15 protein-coding genes are annotated in these 17,399 nt (G+C 29.8%); 11 read left to right on the plus strand and 4 right to left on the minus strand.

Going from position 1 to position 17,399, the window contains the following annotated elements:
* The first annotated feature begins 206 nt into the window (after positions 1 to 206).
* Entirely contained in the window at positions 207 to 953 is a 747-nt protein-coding gene (locus N5E64_RS14070) for a hypothetical protein (RefSeq protein WP_280038027.1), read from the plus strand.
* A 12-nt stretch (positions 954 to 965) separates the two neighbouring features.
* Here the strand turns inward: N5E64_RS14070 and N5E64_RS14075 are convergent, their stop codons facing one another.
* On the minus strand, positions 966 to 1,412 hold the full coding sequence (locus N5E64_RS14075) for a DUF1573 domain-containing protein (protein WP_257468262.1): 447 nt from the start codon (positions 1,410 to 1,412) through the stop codon (positions 966 to 968).
* A gap of 90 nt (positions 1,413 to 1,502) precedes the next feature.
* Here N5E64_RS14075 and N5E64_RS14080 point away from each other — a divergent pair, with 90 nt between their 5' ends.
* The 3 genes from N5E64_RS14080 (at position 1,503) to N5E64_RS14090 (ending at position 5,683) form a co-directional block, all read left to right on the plus strand.
* On the plus strand, positions 1,503 to 4,124 hold the full coding sequence (locus tag N5E64_RS14080; RefSeq protein WP_221854433.1) for a valine--tRNA ligase: 2,622 nt from the start codon (positions 1,503 to 1,505) through the stop codon (positions 4,122 to 4,124).
* Between the two features lie 105 nt (positions 4,125 to 4,229).
* Positions 4,230 to 4,961: an alpha/beta hydrolase gene (locus N5E64_RS14085; RefSeq protein ID WP_221854434.1), complete on the plus strand. Its 732-nt coding sequence runs from the start codon at positions 4,230 to 4,232 to the stop codon at positions 4,959 to 4,961.
* Between the two features lie 83 nt (positions 4,962 to 5,044).
* Entirely contained in the window at positions 5,045 to 5,683 is a 639-nt protein-coding gene (locus N5E64_RS14090; protein WP_280038030.1) for a LysE family transporter, read from the plus strand.
* 4 nt (positions 5,684 to 5,687) lie between these two features.
* Here N5E64_RS14090 and N5E64_RS14095 read toward each other — a convergent pair whose 3' ends face one another.
* On the minus strand, positions 5,688 to 6,122 hold the full coding sequence (locus N5E64_RS14095; RefSeq protein ID WP_280038032.1) for a hypothetical protein: 435 nt from the start codon (positions 6,120 to 6,122) through the stop codon (positions 5,688 to 5,690).
* Between the two features lie 63 nt (positions 6,123 to 6,185).
* Between N5E64_RS14095 and N5E64_RS14100 the strand changes: the two genes are divergently transcribed.
* The 4 genes from N5E64_RS14100 (at position 6,186) to N5E64_RS14115 (ending at position 11,559) form a co-directional block, all read left to right on the plus strand.
* Positions 6,186 to 7,595, plus strand: coding sequence for an aldehyde dehydrogenase family protein (locus N5E64_RS14100; RefSeq protein ID WP_280038033.1), 1,410 nt, complete (start codon positions 6,186 to 6,188; stop codon positions 7,593 to 7,595).
* A 77-nt stretch (positions 7,596 to 7,672) separates the two neighbouring features.
* Entirely contained in the window at positions 7,673 to 8,080 is a 408-nt protein-coding gene (locus N5E64_RS14105) for an Rrf2 family transcriptional regulator (RefSeq protein WP_038334449.1), read from the plus strand.
* 111 nt (positions 8,081 to 8,191) lie between these two features.
* Positions 8,192 to 9,499: a tRNA lysidine(34) synthetase TilS gene (tilS, locus tag N5E64_RS14110; protein WP_280038034.1), complete on the plus strand. Its 1,308-nt coding sequence runs from the start codon at positions 8,192 to 8,194 to the stop codon at positions 9,497 to 9,499.
* Positions 9,493 to 11,559, plus strand: a complete 2,067-nt coding sequence (locus N5E64_RS14115; protein ID WP_280038036.1) for a cytochrome c biogenesis protein CcdA — start codon at positions 9,493 to 9,495, stop codon at positions 11,557 to 11,559. The genes tilS and N5E64_RS14115 overlap by 7 nt, the downstream gene beginning before the upstream one ends.
* Positions 11,560 to 11,630: 71 nt before the next feature.
* Here the strand turns inward: N5E64_RS14115 and N5E64_RS14120 are convergent, their stop codons facing one another.
* A complete protein-coding gene (locus N5E64_RS14120; protein ID WP_280038039.1) occupies positions 11,631 to 14,729 on the minus strand; it encodes a M60 family metallopeptidase in 3,099 nt (1,032 codons plus the stop codon).
* 186 nt (positions 14,730 to 14,915) lie between these two features.
* Positions 14,916 to 15,248 carry a DUF3060 domain-containing protein gene (locus N5E64_RS14125; RefSeq protein ID WP_160279610.1) on the minus strand — a complete coding sequence of 111 codons (333 nt, stop codon included), beginning with the start codon at positions 15,246 to 15,248 and terminating at the stop codon, positions 14,916 to 14,918.
* Positions 15,249 to 15,340: 92 nt separating this feature from the next.
* Between N5E64_RS14125 and prmC the strand changes: the two genes are divergently transcribed.
* The 3 genes from prmC (at position 15,341) to N5E64_RS14140 (ending at position 17,388) form a co-directional block, all read left to right on the plus strand.
* Complete coding sequence (gene prmC / locus N5E64_RS14130) at positions 15,341 to 16,165, plus strand: peptide chain release factor N(5)-glutamine methyltransferase (protein ID WP_280038040.1); 825 nt, start codon at positions 15,341 to 15,343, stop codon at positions 16,163 to 16,165.
* Positions 16,166 to 16,287: 122 nt separating this feature from the next.
* The gene (locus N5E64_RS14135) at positions 16,288 to 16,767 is read left to right on the plus strand and encodes a hypothetical protein (RefSeq protein WP_280038042.1); all 480 of its coding nucleotides are present in this window, start codon (positions 16,288 to 16,290) and stop codon (positions 16,765 to 16,767) included.
* A gap of 54 nt (positions 16,768 to 16,821) precedes the next feature.
* Positions 16,822 to 17,388: a GNAT family N-acetyltransferase gene (locus tag N5E64_RS14140; protein WP_280038044.1), complete on the plus strand. Its 567-nt coding sequence runs from the start codon at positions 16,822 to 16,824 to the stop codon at positions 17,386 to 17,388.
* The last annotated feature ends 11 nt before the right edge of the window (positions 17,389 to 17,399 follow it).

Consider the following 17,399-nt stretch of genomic DNA (forward strand, 5'->3'; position numbering starts at 1 on the left):
GTTATAAAAATAAAGCATCTGATTACCTTTTTTACGCTACTATTTTATTTGTAATTAAACCAATAAGTATTATTTTAATTTTGTTTTTTGGAATTGAATATTTAAGAAATAAAGAATATAAAAACTTAAAAGACAAGAATTTATTTTTACTTATTTTTATTGCTTTATTATTTTGTTGTAAAGGAGTTATTGTTTCTGCAAATCCTTTGTTTCCTTTAGAATTTTCTTCAATAAAAGGTTTGAAATGGGCTTCACCACAGTATTTATATGAATTATCTGCACAGAATGGTAGATTTATTCCACTTAAAGATTCGTTTACGTTTGAAGAAGTAGCTAGAATGAATACAACTGAATATTTTCAAGCTATTTTTTTTCAATCATCTTCTCGAACAATAATTTTTCTTTTAATTATTTGTTTAACAATTTTCAATTTGTTAATAGGCTTCTATAAAAAGAATTATTTTATAAAATCGTTAATATTCTGTTGTATAGTGAAATTATTAATAATATTAATTTTTTCTAATCAATTTAGATTTTTATTAGATGTATTAATTATTGATTTATTAATTATTTTTAAATTAGTTAACTTAAAAATATTTAATAAATATTCAGAATTATTAAGTTTAATATTTGTATATATTACTTCATTTATTTTAATATTTTCTATTTTTAAAGGTGATTATTTCAAAAATATTAAATCATTTTCTTATATAAGAAGTATAAATTTTGATCAAATTTTAATTCCAGGAAATTATAAAGAAAATGAATTGAACATTAATAATTTAAAGATAAGTAAAACCAAATTAGAAAAATTTCTACAATATCAAATTTATCTACAACAAATTGATTCTACTGATGTAAAAAAAGGCTTTTATTTTGAAAAAATGGACAGAAAAAAAAGAGAGAAGATTTTAAACATTTTGAAAGAAGAACAAAAAAAGCAAGTTAAATAACTTGCTTTACTATTATTCTGCTTTTCCTTTTATTCTGAAAATTTTTCGAGAAGAAACTGGATCGTTAGATGTAATTGTTACAGATTTATTAAAATCTCCAGTCACAGAACCACTTGAATATTTAACAGTAATATCCGCAGATTTTCCTGGTTCGATAGGTGTTGTAGGATATTCAGGAACTGTACATCCACAAGATCCAACAACGCTTTTAAGAATTAAAGGTTTATCACCAGAGTTGGTTACTTTCATCTTAGCTGTTACTTCAGTATTCAACTTTATATTTCCAAATTGAATTTCTTCTTTTTCTAAACTAAGTGTTTGAGCAAATAAACTTGTAACGCCTAAAGCAAAAGCACCTAAAAACATTAATTTTTTCATGACGATAATTAATTTATAATCAAATGTACAAAAGAATTTTACTTTAAATAAAATTACTTTCGAATTTATTACAAATAACATTCCAATTTTATAATATATATTTAATATACTAGGCAGTTTAAGGCAGATTGTGTAAATTTGCCCAAATTTATTTTAAGTCATATATAAATAATGGAAATCGCATCTAAATATACGCCAACGGAAGTTGAAGGAAAATGGTATGAATACTGGATGGAGAAGAAGTATTTTAAATCTACTCCAGATGAAAGAAAAGCTTACACAATCGTCATTCCACCACCAAATGTAACAGGGGTCTTGCACATGGGACATATGTTAAATAATACGATTCAGGACGTTTTAATTCGTCGTGCACGTATGCGTGGATTTAACGCTTGTTGGGTGCCAGGTACAGACCATGCTTCGATTGCTACTGAAGCGAAAGTTGTTGCGAAATTAAAAGAGGAAGGTGTTTCTAAATTTGATATTGGTCGTGAAGAATTTCTTAATCATGCTTGGGATTGGACGCATAAGCATGGTGGAATTATTTTAGATCAATTGAAAAAGTTAGGAGCTTCTTGCGATTGGGATCGTACAAAATTTACGATGGATCCAGATTTATCTGAATCTGTTCAACGTGTTTTTGTTGATTTATATAACAAAGGATTAATTTACCGTGGATACCGTATGGTAAACTGGGATCCGGAAGCGAAGACAAATATTTCTGACGAAGAAGTTATTCATGTTGATAAAAATGGAAAATTATATCATTTAAAATATCAAGTTGACGGAACTGATCAATATATTGTTGTGGCGACAACTCGTCCTGAAACAATTTTTGGTGACTCTGCAGTTTGTATCAATCCAAATGATGAGCGATATGAATGGTTGAAAGGAAAACAAGTTATTGTTCCAATCGTTGGTCGTAAAGTAAATATTATCGAAGACGAATATGTTGACATCGAATTTGGTACAGGATGTCTTAAAGTTACGCCTGCACACGATGTGAACGATTACGAATTAGGTAAAAAACATAACTTAGATTTTATTGATATTTTTACGGATGATGCGAAATTAAATGATTTAGGATTAAATTATGCTGGATTAGATCGTTTCAAAGCGCGTAAAGAAATCGAGAAAGAATTAGAAGAAAAAGGTTTACTTGAAAAAGTAGAAAATTATAATAATAAAGTTGGTACATCTGAAAGAACAGGAGCGGTGATTGAGCCTAAAATTTCAAATCAATGGTTCTTGAAAATGACAGATTTAGCTAAACCAGCTTTAGAAAATGTAATGAATGATACGATTAAATTTCATCCTGCGAAATTTAAAAATACATATCGTAATTGGATGGAAAATGTAACAGATTGGAACATTTCTCGTCAATTATGGTGGGGACACCAAATTCCTGCATTTTTCTATGGTGATGGAAACGAAGATTTCGTTGTTGCTCTAACAAAAGAAGAAGCTTTACCATTAGCACAGGAAAAAACAGGAAATGTTACATTAACAATCGAAGATTTACGTCAAGACGAAGATGCGTTAGATACTTGGTTTTCTTCTTGGTTATGGCCAATTTCTGTTTTCAACGGAATCAATGAGCCAGAAAATGAAGAAATCAATTATTATTATCCAACACAAGATTTAGTAACTGGTCCAGATATTATTTTCTTTTGGGTTGCGCGTATGATTGTGGCTGGATATGAGTATCGTAACGAATTACCTTTCGAAAATGTATATTTCACAGGAATTGTTCGTGATAAACAAGGGCGTAAAATGTCAAAATCGTTAGGGAATTCACCAGATCCAATCGAATTGATGAACGAATATGGTGCAGATGCTACGCGTATGGGAATGTTGCTAACAGCGCCTGCTGGGAACGATTTACCTTTCGATGTTGATTTGTGTCTACAAGGACGTAATTTTGCGAATAAAATTTGGAATGCTTTCCGTCTAATAAAAGGTTGGGAAGTGAAAGAAGATTTAGAACAAACTTCTGCTCAAACAAAAGCGGTTGAATGGTTCGAAAATAAATTCCAACAAGCATTAGCAGATATCGAACATAATTACGATCAATATCGTTTATCTGATTCATTGATGGTAATTTATAAATTGATTTGGGATGATTTCTGTTCTTGGTACTTAGAAGCAATTAAACCTACTTTTGGTGAGCCAATTGATGCAAAAACTTATGCAGCAACAATTTCTTATTTAGAAAATGTATTGAAAGTTTTACATCCATTTATGCCTTTCTTAACAGAAGAAATTTGGCATTTAATTGCTGAAAGAACAGAAAACGAAGCCTTAATTATTTCTAAATATCCTGAAGTAACATCTTTCAATGAAGAGATTATCAAGAATTTTGAAAATACAAAAGAAGCAACAACTGCTATTCGTGGATTACGTTCAGAAAAAGGAATGTCACCAAAAGAAGCATTAGAAGTTTTTGCTGATGCTCAAGCTGCGAATGAAATTTATGTAGATGTGTTCTCTAAATTAGGAAATGTTTCTAATTTCAATACAGGTGATAAACCAGAAAAAGGTTTTGCTTTCCGTGTTGGTACGTTAGAATTTATGGTTCCGATGTCTGATAATATCGATATTGAAGCTGAGCGTGAGAAATTACAAAAAGAGTTGGATTACAACCAAGGTTTCTTAAACTCGGTTCGTAAAAAATTATCAAACGAAAAATTTGTTGCTGGTGCGCCAGAACAAGTGATTAATGCAGAACGTAAAAAAGAGGCTGATGCATTATCTAAAATTGCTCAAATTGAAGAGCAGTTACAAGCTTTGTAATTTTAATTTAATTTTTAAAATATATGAAAAACCACTCCAAATTTTGGAGTGGTTTTTTTATTGATTTTTTTTGATTAACTTTAATAAAGCCTCAAAAAAGTATAAATGTCAAGCGAATTAAATTACAAAAAGAAAAAGTTGTATTCTGATTTTTTAAACCAAGAAAGAAATATTTTTGTTTGGATACCAGAGCGTTTTATAAATGAAAGTTTGCCTGTTTTGTATTTATTAGATGGCGGAATTAATGAAAAATTTAAGCAAATATCAAAACTAATTGATGAGTTAATTATATCAAATCATATTCAACCATTGATGATTGTAGGAATTGAAAATATTAATCGAAATTTAGATTTTACAAGAAATACATACATTGCAAAAGATAAAAAATGGGTTCCAGAATATGGAAATGCAGAATATTTTGAGAAATTTATTGTATTAGAATTACTTCCTTATATTTCGAAAAATTACTATACAAATAATTCGAAAACTATTGTTGGTGAGTCTTTAGGCGGATTATTGGTAATGGATATATTGTTTTATTTTTCGCATTATTTTGATTCTTATATCGCAATTGATCCTTCGCTTTGGTGGAATAACCACGAATTGTTTGATTCTTATTTTGAAAAATTTGATTTTAATCTATTAGAAAATAAAAAGATTTGGATTTCAAGTTCTAAAACTATTTCAATTTCAAAGTTTACAGATCAATTTGTAGAAAAATTACGCGAAAAAGATAACTTGAAATCAAATTGGAATTATTTACATGATCCTTCGCAAAATCATTTTACAATTTTCAATTCTTCAATAAAATCAGCGTTAATATGGATGTTTAATTAATTTTTTTTTGAATGATTCATATTACTTCAATAGGTTTCTCCAACAAGTTTGTCTAAATTTGCAAACCTTTTTAAAAAGAATTAATGCAGTATTTAGAACTACTTTTAATCGGAATTTTCACAGCTTTTATTGGATCATCCATTCCTGGATTGTTGAATATGACGGTGGTGAAAATTGGGAAACAAGCAGGAACTAAAAGTGCATATACGTTTATGTCTGGAACAGCGGTTACGATTGCAATTCAGGTTTATTTGGCAATTTTTCTGGCAAAATTTATTGATTTTAATGATGAGGTTACGAAGATTTTTAGGGAAGTTGGATTAGCTGTTTTTGTAATTATTACGATTTATTTTCTCTTTTTTGCAAAGAAACAAGATCAAAAAAAGAAGAATAAAAAGCTAAAACAACAAGGTGATGTAGAACAAAAAAATAAATTCATCTATGGGTTATTGTTATCTGCCATAAATGTTTTTCCAATACCTTTTTATGTATTTTTAAGCGCAACGTTGATTTCGTATAATGTTAATGTTTTTGGACAACCAAATAGCTCAGTTTTTGCTTTAGGAGTTGTTGTTGGTTCGATGATTATTTTTGGTCTGTATCTGAAATTTTTTAATTCAAAATCAGAAGAAGATTCGTTTATTTTAAAGAATATCAACTATGTAATAGGAGGAGTGACGAGTGTGATTTCTTTGTTAACGATTTATCAACTTTTTCAATAAAAATTTAATTCAAATTTTGCTTTGGATGCGAGTATTTAAGCAAATATTCCATCACTTCATCGCATTCTTTTCCTTCTAAAATATAACTCAAAATATCTTCGATTAATTCATCAATAATTTGAGGATTAAATTCAAATTTTTTAGCTAAATCAATACAAATTGCCTTTTCATTTTGATGAATATTCAAATCAACAACCATTAGCAAAACAGCATCGTACAACAAAGAAAGTCGATCAGTAAAGGTTTTAGACAACGTAAAATCAAATTTTGTGTTTTCGTTCAAAATATAACTTACATCTTTGGCAGAAAGCTCATGAAATTTGGCAATATCAGAGATAATTTGAATCTCTTTTTCATTCAAATTCCCATCACTTTTACCAATAATAAATAAATTTTTGATGTGATTTAATTTATCAACCAAAGTAAGATTATTTTTCATTTGTTGCTTTTGGGGATTAAAAATACTCAAAATAGTAGTAAATTAACGTTCAAATTTTTTCATGTGTCAGATTTTAAAACGAAAATAGATGAGATTTATGATAAGCAATGTGAGAATAAAGCAAATATTCGTCATCTTGCTGTTTATCAACGGAAAGAATATTTGAATAACTTAGAAAATTCAATTCTAAATCATCGTGCTGAAATAGAAAAAGCATTGTTTTTGGATTTAAGAAAATCTAAAATTGAAGCTGATTCTACCGAAATATTTCCAGTTTTAGCTGAAATTCGATTATTTCGAAAGAATTTGAATTGTTGGACAAAAACGAAATCAGTTTCAAATAATCTACTTTTTTTCGGTTCAAAAGCGCAAATTCAACCGGAAGCTTTGGGAAATTGTTTGATTATTTCGCCTTGGAATTATCCTTTTCAATTGTGTTCAGTGCATTTGGTTGCTTGTATTTCGGCTGGAAATACAGCAATTCTTAAACCTTCGGAGTTTTGTCCAAATGTTTCAAAAGTTCTTAATAAAATTATTTCTGAAGTTTTTGAAGAAAATCATGTCGCTCTAGTTGAAGGAGAAATTGAGGAAACAACTTATTTGTTAACCAAAAAATTTAATCATATTCATTTTACAGGTTCGCCAAAAGTGGGTAAAATTGTGATGCAAGCAGGTGCAAAACATCTTTCTTCGGTGACGTTGGAGTTAGGGGGAAAGTCGCCTTTGATTATTGATGGAACAATTCCGATGCAAGAAGTGGTTGAAAAAGCAGTTTGGGGAAAATTGATAAATTTTGGTCAAACATGTATTGCGCCAGATTATATTTTGATTAAAGAAGAATTTCAAGAGCAATTTATAAATATGTTTATTGAACATATTGAAAAAGTTTTTGGAAAAAATCCTGCTCAATCGAAAGATTTAGCGAGAATTGTAAATCTTCAAAATTATAATCGATTAAAAAACTTGATTGAAAATGCAATAGAAAATGGTGCAAATTGTCCTTTTGGAAATGAATACATTGAAGCTGAATTGTACATTAAACCAACTTTTTTGACAGATGTTCCAATAAATGCAAAAATAAATGAAGAAGAAATATTTGGACCAATTTTTCCGATTTATACATTTAAAGAAATAAATGAAGTAATTGAATCTATTAATCAGAAAGAAAAGCCTTTAGCGTTATATATTTTTTCGAAAGATTCTATTTTTATTGATAAAATTAAGAATGAAACTTCATCTGGTTCTGTGGTAATTAACGAAACATTGGTGCAGGTTTTACATTCAAATTTGCCTTTTGGCGGAGTTAATAATTCTGGAATTGGAGCTTCAACAGGTTATGCAGGTTTCAAAGATTTTTCGCATATGAAACCGATCTTAAAAGTCAATCGGTTTTTGTCACCATCAAAATTTCTCAATTATCCCTATAATTCTACAACTCAAAAGGTAATTGATTTTTTGATGAAATATTTTTAAATCTCGGTTCAACGATTTAATTTTATATTTGTTTTATACAACAATCAACGTTATTTTTGTAGTTAAATCTTATAGAATTGTTATCAAAAAAGACAAAATACGGACTAAAAGCGATGGCTCATTTGGCTAGACAAGAAAGTAACAAACCAGTTTTAATCGGACAAATTTCTGAAACAGAAGTTATTCCGAAAAAATTCTTGGAAGCTATTTTATTGGATTTAAAAAAGTTAGGTTTCGTCAATTCAAAACAAGGAAAAGGAGGTGGATATTATTTGGCGCGAGATGCGAAAGATATCAGTTTAGCTTCTTTGATTCGTGTTTTAGAAGGACCGATAGCGCTTTTGCCTTGTGTAAGTAAAAATTACTACGAAAAATGTGATGATTGCCCTAACGAAGGCGTTTGCACATTGAATAAAGTGATGGTTGAATTGAGAGATTCGACTTTAGAAATTCTTGAAAATAAATCTTTAGAAAGTTTAAAATAAATCTTTAGCCTGAGTTTTTCAGGCTTTTTTATTGGAAAATTTTATAAGAACGAAGAATAAAAGTATAACTCTTTTTCGAGAATTCTTCCTAATTTCGAACATTTATATTTCATGAAAAATAAATCTATACAACAAGAGTTTAAGCAACTTTTAGAGCAACATTCTTTTTCTACACATCGTTATTTATTGGCGATTAGTGGAGGAATTGATAGTATGGTTTTGTTAGATTTATTTCGTCAAACTACTGCAAATTTTCAGGTCGCGCATTGTAATTTTCAGTTACGTGAAGAAGACGCAAATGGTGATGAAATGTTTGTGACAGAATATTGCGGAAAATATAATATTCCGTTTCATTCGGTTCGTTTTGATGTTACGGCTTATCAAAAAACAGGAAATTATTCGGTCGAAATGGCTTGCCGAAATTTGCGTTATGAGTGGTTTGAGCAAGTTCAACAACAAAATCGTTTGGATGTTTTGGTGACAGCTCATCATTTGGATGATAATATTGAAACTTTTTTGATTAATCTTTCTCGTGGAACAGGTTTGAAAGGTTTGGTTGGAATGCAAATTGATAATGGAAAAATCTTTCGTCCACTTTTAAATTTTACAAAAAATGATTTGTTGGAATATGCAAAATCAAATGAAATAAATTGGCGAGAAGATTATACGAATGCGACGGATGATTATACTAGAAATAAGATTCGTCATCACATTACACCAATTCTAAAAGAGCTTCATCCGCAATTTGATGAGAATTTTTTGTCAAGTTTAAATCATATCAATGATAATTATCAAATTGTACAAAATAAAGTTGGAGAAGTTAGAAGTGATTTATTCTCAGGAGATAATCCGATTGAAATTGAAATTTCAGCATTAAAAAAACTTCAACCATTAGAAACATTTTTACATTATTTGTTCGAAAAATATGGATTTTCGTCGAGCAAAGAAATTTTAAAATTTTTGGATGCAGAAACGGGAAGTGAAATAAAATCAGCAACTTATCGATTAATTAAAAATCGAGAAAATTTGTTGTTGCAAAAAATAGAAGAAGAAAATGAAGATGAATTAACGATTTTTGATGAGTTAATTGAAATGAATTCGTTAAATTTGAAGTTCGTGAAATCGATAAATCCACACGAAAACGCTACTGAAATAGTAGACTTTACATCAATTTTATTTCCGCTTAAACTTAGAAAAGTGAAAGAGGGAGATTTCTTTTATCCAATTGGAATGAAAGGTCAAAAAAAATTGTTGAGTAAGTTTATGAAAGATTTGAAACTTTCTAAGTTAGAAAAAGAGAAGGTTTGGTTGCTTTGTGACCAAAAAGATCAAATTATTTGGGTGGTAAATCATCGTTTGGATGAACGTTTCAAAACGACAGAAACAAGTAAAAACTTTTTAAACATTACAGTATGTTAAAGAAACTTTGGATACTTTTTTTGTTTCCAATTTTAGTCAACGCACAGTTATTTAGTCCTGCAAAATGGTCGAGTTCGGTGAAGGAGGTTGGACAGAATGAGTTTGAAATCGAGGTAACAGGAAAAATTGATAAAGGTTGGCACCTTTATTCAATGAAACATCCTGATGGAGGAATTGGAATTCCAGCAAGTGCATCATATAAACCAGCTGCAAATGCAAAATTAGTTGGAGGTGCGCGAGAAGTAGGAAAACGTATAGATAAATACAGCCAAATTTTTGAACAAGATGAAAAATATTACGAAAATCAAGTAAAATTTGTTCAAAAAGTAAAAGTTTCGGGTGATAAACCTGTAAATGTATCATACACAATCGAATTTCAGATGTGTGATGCTGAACGTTGTTTGCCACCAGATGAAACAAGCGGAACAATAAAATTAACGCCGTCTGCAAAAGTTGAAGAAACGAAAGAAGAGGCGAAGCCAGCAGATGCTACAGAAGCAAAAGATACAGTAGCAGTAACTGAAATTACGCAGGATTCTGTTCAAGAAGATTCTACAGCAGTTGTTGCGGCAACACAAGATACAATCAAAAAAGTTGATGATTCTTTATTAGCAGATAACGAAAAGAAAGATAATGGTTTATTGAAAATCTTTTCTTTAGGATTTTTAGGAGGATTGGCAGCGCTATTAATGCCTTGTATTTTCCCAATGATTCCTTTGACAGTAAGTATGTTTACAAAACAAAGTAAATCGAAAGGAGAAGGAGTTGGAAAAGCCTTTATTTATGGATTATCAATCATTGTTATTTATGTTGCATTAGGTTTATTGGCGACAGTTATTTTTGGACCATCTGTTCTAAATGAAATGTCAACAAATCCGTGGGTAAATTTAACGTTTTTTGCTATTTTTATTGTATTTGCAATTTCATTCTTTGGTGCTTTTGAATTAACATTACCAAGTAAATGGGTAAATGCAGCTGATAAAGGTGCTGATAAAGGCGGATTAATTGGGATCTTCTTTATGGCATTCACATTAGCATTAGTATCATTCTCTTGTACAGGACCAATTATTGGTTCGTTATTAGTTCAAGCGACGCAAGGAGGAAACTATTATTCATTAATCGTAGGAATGTTTGGCTTCTCTTTAGCATTAGCGATTCCATTTACATTGTTTGCGATGTTCCCTGGTTGGTTAAATTCAATGCCAAAATCTGGTGGATGGTTAAATACAATCAAAGTTTCTTTAGGATTTATTGAATTAGCTTTTGCCTTGAAGTTCTTATCAAACGCAGATTTAGTTTGGCAAATGAATTGGTTACCAAGAGAAATTTTCTTAGCATTTTGGATTGCAATTTTTATCTTCTTAGGATTATATCTTTTAGGTAAATTTAGATTAGAATTAGACTCACCTGTGCAAACAATTGGTGTTCCGAGAATGTTATTTGCATTGGTTTCGATATCATTTGCGATTTACATGATTCCAGGTTTATGGGGTGGACCATTAAAACTATTAAGTGGTTTAACACCTCCAATGACCTATTCTGAAGCGCCACGAGGTTTCCACGAAGGTGTAGGAGGTGGACAAGCAACAGCTAAATTTGATGATCCAAATATGGTTGCTGGACCTCATGGAATTCCTGCATTCAAAGATTTTGATCAAGCAGCAGCTTACGCAACGAAAGTTGGAAAACCAATGTTGTTAGATTTCACAGGGCATGCGTGTGCAAATTGCCGTAAAGTTGAAGAACGTGTTTGGAGCGATGAGCGTGTGAAGAAAATTTTGGCTGAAGATGTTGTTTTAGTTTCGTTATATGTTGACGAAGCAAAAGAATTACCAGAAGATCAAAAAGTATTTTCGAAAGCGTTAGATCGTAATTTGAAAACAGTTGGTAACAAATGGACTTCTTTCGAGATTGAACATTTCAATGCAAATGCTCAACCTTATTATATTTTGGTTGATAAAGATTTGAATCGTTTTTCTAAACCTTTAGAAGCTGAACTTGATGTAGAAGTTTACCTAAAATGGTTACAAGATGGAATCGCGAAGTATAAAGCGAAATAATTATCTTTTATATAGTAGTAAAAACTCCCGCATTTGCGGGAGTTTTTTGTTTATGAATTATACGTGTTAAACTATTCTTTAATAATCTTTTTCGTGTAATTTGAAGTTTCATTTTTCAATGTAACAATATAGATACCTTTTGGTAATGATTTGAATTTTGAATTGATAGTTTTATTCAATTCATCTATATTTCCAATCGAATTTGTGATGACTTTTCCATTGATGTCAATTACACTTAAATTGTATTGTCCTTTTGAATTGTTAAGTGTAATCTTAATGTTTGAGTCATTTTTGATTGGATTTGGAACAATATTAAAATCCGTAGATTTGATACTTTCGTTAGTAGATAAATTAGTTGGATAAACTAGTATTTTAGCGCCATCGAAACCAACAGCATATACTTTTTTAGCATTGACTGGGAAATCTACAAATGTATTTTTAAACGTAACATCTCCTGTACCTAAAACAGAAACAGAAATTAATTCGTCTTCTTCATTGTAAGTTTCGTAAGCAACAGCATTTGCCCATTTTGCAGTTTCAACAGTTAAAAACGTTCCGTTCGTATTTGTTACAATACTAGCACCTTCACCTGTTTTCCCAGAAAGTTTTAATTTGTCTTTGTAAATATTTACATTAAATGAGTTTAAGTAATGCATTACTGGAGAAACTGGTTTTGGATAATTTTTGGATTTGATATACGATTTTGCTTCATCAATCATTTCTTGCGTGACAATGATAGTAACTTTTCCGTAGTCATCAATTTCTTTAGTAACAGGAGTAAAGAATCCGATATTTGTAAAGAAGTCAGTTAAGTCCTCTTGTACAGCATCTGCTAAATCTTTAGCGAAATTTAGATTATTTTGACCCATTGTTATTTTAGAAGAATCTCTATTTCTTGCTTGTTCAGCAGTATAAGCAAACCAATGTGCGTAATCAATACCAGTTGAAGGTGAAACAGTAGTATTTTTTAACTCCTCTGACATATCATTATCAAAAGCTAAAGTTGGTGCACCTTTAGCAGCTCCAGCTAATTGATAATACAAACTTAATTGCCAAAATGGAACTAATTTTCTGAAATGAGGATCATCATCAATATCATTAAAACTTTTTTTGTCGATTAATGTATGTTTGATAAATTCACCATATCTGTTTCCTGATACTTTAGGATAATTAGTAGCATCTCCTGTTTCCGATTCAACTCTTAGATAATTAATACTTCCATTTTGTTTTATTAGATTATAAGTAGCCCAAACTGAATAAATATTATTTGTAACTTCTGTAGTTCCAGTCCATTTTAAATCTGGTCTAATTTGGTTAACATGTCCCAATTCATGAGCTATACCCCAAACATCTAATCCTGTTGGAGAAGCTGAGTTTGCAGCACCCCAAGTTAAATCTAAATGTGCTCCAGTTCCGCCAGCAAACCAACCACCTTTATTCTCTGTGTAAACTAATTGTTTTGTATTGAAGTCTTTATTGTATTTGAAGAATCCCATCAATTCTCGTTCAGATTTTGTGATAGCATCGTATTTATCTATTAATGCTTGAGGAGAATTAACATTATATAATTTTACAGGAGTTTTATCAATAATAAGGTGTGTGTAATATCCTACAATATCTACTTTAGAATATACATTATTTTCTACTATTTCTTTCCATTTTTCAGTTGTTGTAGAGTAGGTATTATAAACACCATTTACGATACCTGATACTACATTTAATTTTATATTTGGTAGATTATTAGAATCAGAATAATAAGAAATATATCCTAATCCATTATTTTTCATTTCAATAGCATTTATTCCATTTGATAAAGGGTAAGAGATATCAGTTACATTTGCTTCGTTAGCAGAATCTCTAACACGTAAATATACACTTTCACCAGAAGGAATACCACTTACAAACATAACGCTAGTTGTTTTTTCCGAAAAAACTATTCCTGTTGGATTTTCGTAAGCATTGTAATTTCCAATTTTGTATTCTTTATTGATAGAAGCTATTGTTTTATATGCTTTATGTTCGTTAACACGATCTATTTTTTTGTATTTATTATCTAATAGGCATTGTGCTAAAGATTTAACAAAAGGAGATGTAGTAATTCCATTAATTGTTTGTTGATTTACGCCTGAATTTAATTCTGAGAATAAATCATCTTTAAAAATTGTTGAATACTTTTTCTGATCAAACTTGTTTGAATTTTTTTGATAAAATTCCATCTCGGCAACACTTGCAAAATTTCCTTTGCCATCTAAAATTTCTAATTTGATAGAAGAAGGTTTTATCTGTGATGGAAAAGATATATTTCTTACATCATTTGTTTGCGCAAAATCTTGTGTAGAAATTTCAATATAAGTAGGATCAGCTATAGTATTGTAACTAACTTTTACTTTTCCTAATAAACCATTTACTCCACCATCATTTCTTGGATAATAGATCAGATAATCTAATGGTGTGTTTCCATCAAAAGCATAAATTAATGAAATAGGGAAAGTTTTTTCAGTAGAATTGTAGTTAGAATGATAAAGCGTATTGTAATCTCCATCAAATGATTGCTCTATGTTTTCTCCTGTTTGAAAACTTGATGCTGACGAACCTGCAACTAATGGAGAAACTTTCATATCCTTATAGTTTGAGAACTCATTTGTTTGTATTACACACTCTGAAGCTATTGGAGTAATTTGATCAGACGAGTAAAACTCAACTTCCGCAGCACTCGAGAAATTTCCTAGAACAGCATTCACTTTTATTCTAATGACTGCTGGATTGATAATTTCTTTATCAAAATCAAATTTTTTAGATGTAGAATCTCCAGCCCATGTTATAGCACTCGTAGTCGCTGTTTTGAAATTTGTTGGATCATCTTTAGTTGAATATAAAATTTCAACATTTGTCCAAATTCCATTAGTACCTGTTTGCCTTGGAAAATAGGCAAGGGATTTTATAGATTTAACTTGACTGTTGAAACTAAAATCTAATTGATCTGGGATTCCATTTTGATTCCATTTAGAATGGTACATTGTCGTTAATATACCATCTGCGCTAAAAGTAGCTTCATTACCACTTTGTGCCTCTTGTTTAGAAGTAACACTAGAAACGGGCATTTTGTATTCCTGCGCAAAAGAATCTATACCAAGTAAAATCATACTTAGTAGGAAGTAATTTTTTTTCATAAATAATTTGTGTTAATTGATATTTTGTTGTTTAGACAAGTTAATTAATACATTTTATTTATAATCAGCTAGGAACCAATTTGAAAAAAAAATAAGGAAATGTTAAGAAATAAAGAATCCCTTTCTTTAATAATACAATTAAGAAAGAGATTCTAACTATTAAAGACATAATAAATGAAAAGATTTTTACTGCTTTTTGATAATTGTATTGTTGTTTCCCTCAATTATTTGAGGTAATTTACCATTTTTAGATAATGCTTTACGATAATATAATGTATTTCCTTCGCCAGCTAATTCAGCAGAAGTTAATCCATTAACAGATATTGTATTATTTGTTCCCATGATTTCAACTTTGGTACAATCTCCTTTCAAATTGATCACATGTCCACTTCCGCCAACTTCTACTTTTTGTCCCTTACAATCTAACGTTAGTTTTTTATTATTTCCATCAATTTCTATCTGCGCAAAAGAAAGGTGACTAATAAATAACATCGTAACAGCACATAATAATTTATTCATTTTCATTGTGATTTCTTTTTTGGTTACTTTTTAGAAATCAAGAATCGTGCACTTTCAATTAATAAAATCTAACTTTACAAAAATTTAACAAAATGACTTTAGTTGAGCTAAAACAATTGTTTTTAGATAAATTGCAATTACTATATGATAAAGAAGAAGCTTCTCATATTTTCATGATTTATGTAGAAGATAAGTTGAATCTTGATTTATCTAGCCGAGATGAAATTGAATTAACGACTGAAATTTTATCAGATTTAGAACAATTAAAAAAAGGTCAACCGATACAACATATTACTGGAAAAGCTTTTTTCTATAACGATTTCTTTTTTGTGAATGAACATACATTAATTCCTCGTCCAGAAACGGAAGAATTGGTTGAATTAATTAGAAATGATTATGCTCAAAATCAAGATATTTCTATGATTGATTTAGGAACAGGAACAGGATGTATTCCTATTTCGTTGGCAAAATTATTTCCAAATGCAAATGTTTCAGCATTAGATATTTCTGAAAATGCTTTGAAAATAGCACAATTAAATGCTGAAACTTTAAAAGTTAATATAAATTTTTATCAGAATAATTTACTGGAGGACATTCAATTAAACCAGAAATTTGATGTAATTATTTCAAATCCACCTTATATCCGAAATCTTGAAAAAAAAGAAATGCATCAAAATGTTTTGAATTTTGAACCTCATTTGGCGCTTTTTGTTGAAAATGATGATGCTTTAATTTTTTATGAACGAGTAATAGATTTTGCTAAAAATCATCTGAAAGAGAATGGTAAAATTTATTGCGAAATCAATCAATATTTAGGAAAAGAGACAAAACAATTATTCCAAAAATTTTATCAAAATGTAATCATTCACAAAGATATTTCTGGAAATGATCGTATGCTAAGTGCTTCTAATCTATAATTATCTATAAGAATCTTGTTTTATTTTCTGAAAAGATTTAATTTTAATTCAATAATCGTTCGCAATTTGGTATTAAAATTGTTAGAATTGATTCTATTATTAAAACAATTAAATAAACAACTATGAAAAAATTATTTGTATTAGTGGCAGTTGCTTCATTATCATTTGCTACTTCTTGTAAACAAGAAACTTCAAAAACAACTGAAACTAATGTAACTGTAGATTCATTAGCGAATGATTCTACGGCTGTTATCAAAGAAACGACAACTACAACAACTACATTATCAGAAACTGATGCAAAAGCGAAAGTAGACGAAGCAAAAAAAGCTTTAGATGAAGCAAAAGCGAAAGGTGATAAAGCTGCAACAGAAGCTGCACAAAAAGCTTATGACGATGCTAATAAAGCGTGGATTGATGCAAAAGCTGCTGTAAATAATGCTGCGCAAGATGTAAAAGATGGAGTGAATAATACTGTAGATAAAGTAGATGCAAAAGCTGATATCAATGCAGCTGCAAAAGATGTGAAAGCAGAAGCGAAAGAAGCTGGAGAAAAAGCAAAAGAAGGATATAACAATACGTTAGATAAATTAAAAGCGAAATAATTTCAAAATAATTATTGCTAACTTAGCCTTGAGAAATCTCAAGGCTATTTTTTTATGTTAAATTTTAGAGAAGCAACAAAGACAGATGCGTTATCAATTGCAAGATTGATGATGTTAGCGATGGATAAAATCGTTTATGATTTTATCGGAAAAACAGATTATGAAGAAGGAGTTAACTTCTTGAAAAAATTAATTGAACAAGAAGAAAATCAATATAGTTATCAAAATACAGTTGTTGTAGAATATGATAAGCAATTTGCTGGAACAACAACTTTTTATGATGGAGGAAAATTAGAAGAACTTCGAAAACCTGTTTTAGAATTATTGAAAAATGATTATAACCAAATTATTCATCCGCAAGATGAAACACAAGCAGGTGAAATATATATTGACACAATTGCAGTTTCTGAAGATTTTAGAGGGAAAGGAATAGGTTCTAAAATATTGGATTATTTGATTGATGAAATAGGAAATAAGCAAGGCAAAACATTAGGTTTATTGGTCGATTTTACAAACCCAAATGCAAAGAAATTGTACGAAAGAAAAGGTTTTGAAGTGGTTGGGGAAAAAATGTTGATGAGCGAAAATCATGAACATATGCAGTATAAACCAAAACAATAGATAATAAAAAA

It is taken from the genome of Empedobacter sp. GD03739, assembly GCF_029843245.1.
In the GTDB taxonomy this organism is placed as follows: Bacteria; Bacteroidota; Bacteroidia; order Flavobacteriales; family Weeksellaceae; genus Empedobacter; species Empedobacter falsenii_B.

Coding starts and splice junctions, on each gene's coding strand:
- N5E64_RS14075 (WP_257468262.1), bottom strand. CDS start 1,412: ATGTTATTTGTAATAAATTCGAAAGTAATTTTATTTAAAGTAAAATTC.
- N5E64_RS14080 (WP_221854433.1), top strand. CDS start 1,503: ATGGAAATCGCATCTAAATATACGCCAACGGAAGTTGAAGGAAAATGG.
- N5E64_RS14085 (WP_221854434.1), top strand. CDS start 4,230: ATGTCAAGCGAATTAAATTACAAAAAGAAAAAGTTGTATTCTGATTTT.
- N5E64_RS14090 (WP_280038030.1), top strand. CDS start 5,045: ATGCAGTATTTAGAACTACTTTTAATCGGAATTTTCACAGCTTTTATT.
- N5E64_RS14095 (WP_280038032.1), bottom strand. CDS start 6,122: ATGAAAAATAATCTTACTTTGGTTGATAAATTAAATCACATCAAAAAT.
- tilS (WP_280038034.1), top strand. CDS start 8,192: ATGAAAAATAAATCTATACAACAAGAGTTTAAGCAACTTTTAGAGCAA.
- N5E64_RS14115 (WP_280038036.1), top strand. CDS start 9,493: ATGTTAAAGAAACTTTGGATACTTTTTTTGTTTCCAATTTTAGTCAAC.
- N5E64_RS14120 (WP_280038039.1), bottom strand. CDS start 14,729: ATGAAAAAAAATTACTTCCTACTAAGTATGATTTTACTTGGTATAGAT.
- N5E64_RS14125 (WP_160279610.1), bottom strand. CDS start 15,248: ATGAATAAATTATTATGTGCTGTTACGATGTTATTTATTAGTCACCTT.
- prmC (WP_280038040.1), top strand. CDS start 15,341: ATGACTTTAGTTGAGCTAAAACAATTGTTTTTAGATAAATTGCAATTA.
- N5E64_RS14135 (WP_280038042.1), top strand. CDS start 16,288: ATGAAAAAATTATTTGTATTAGTGGCAGTTGCTTCATTATCATTTGCT.
- N5E64_RS14140 (WP_280038044.1), top strand. CDS start 16,822: ATGTTAAATTTTAGAGAAGCAACAAAGACAGATGCGTTATCAATTGCA.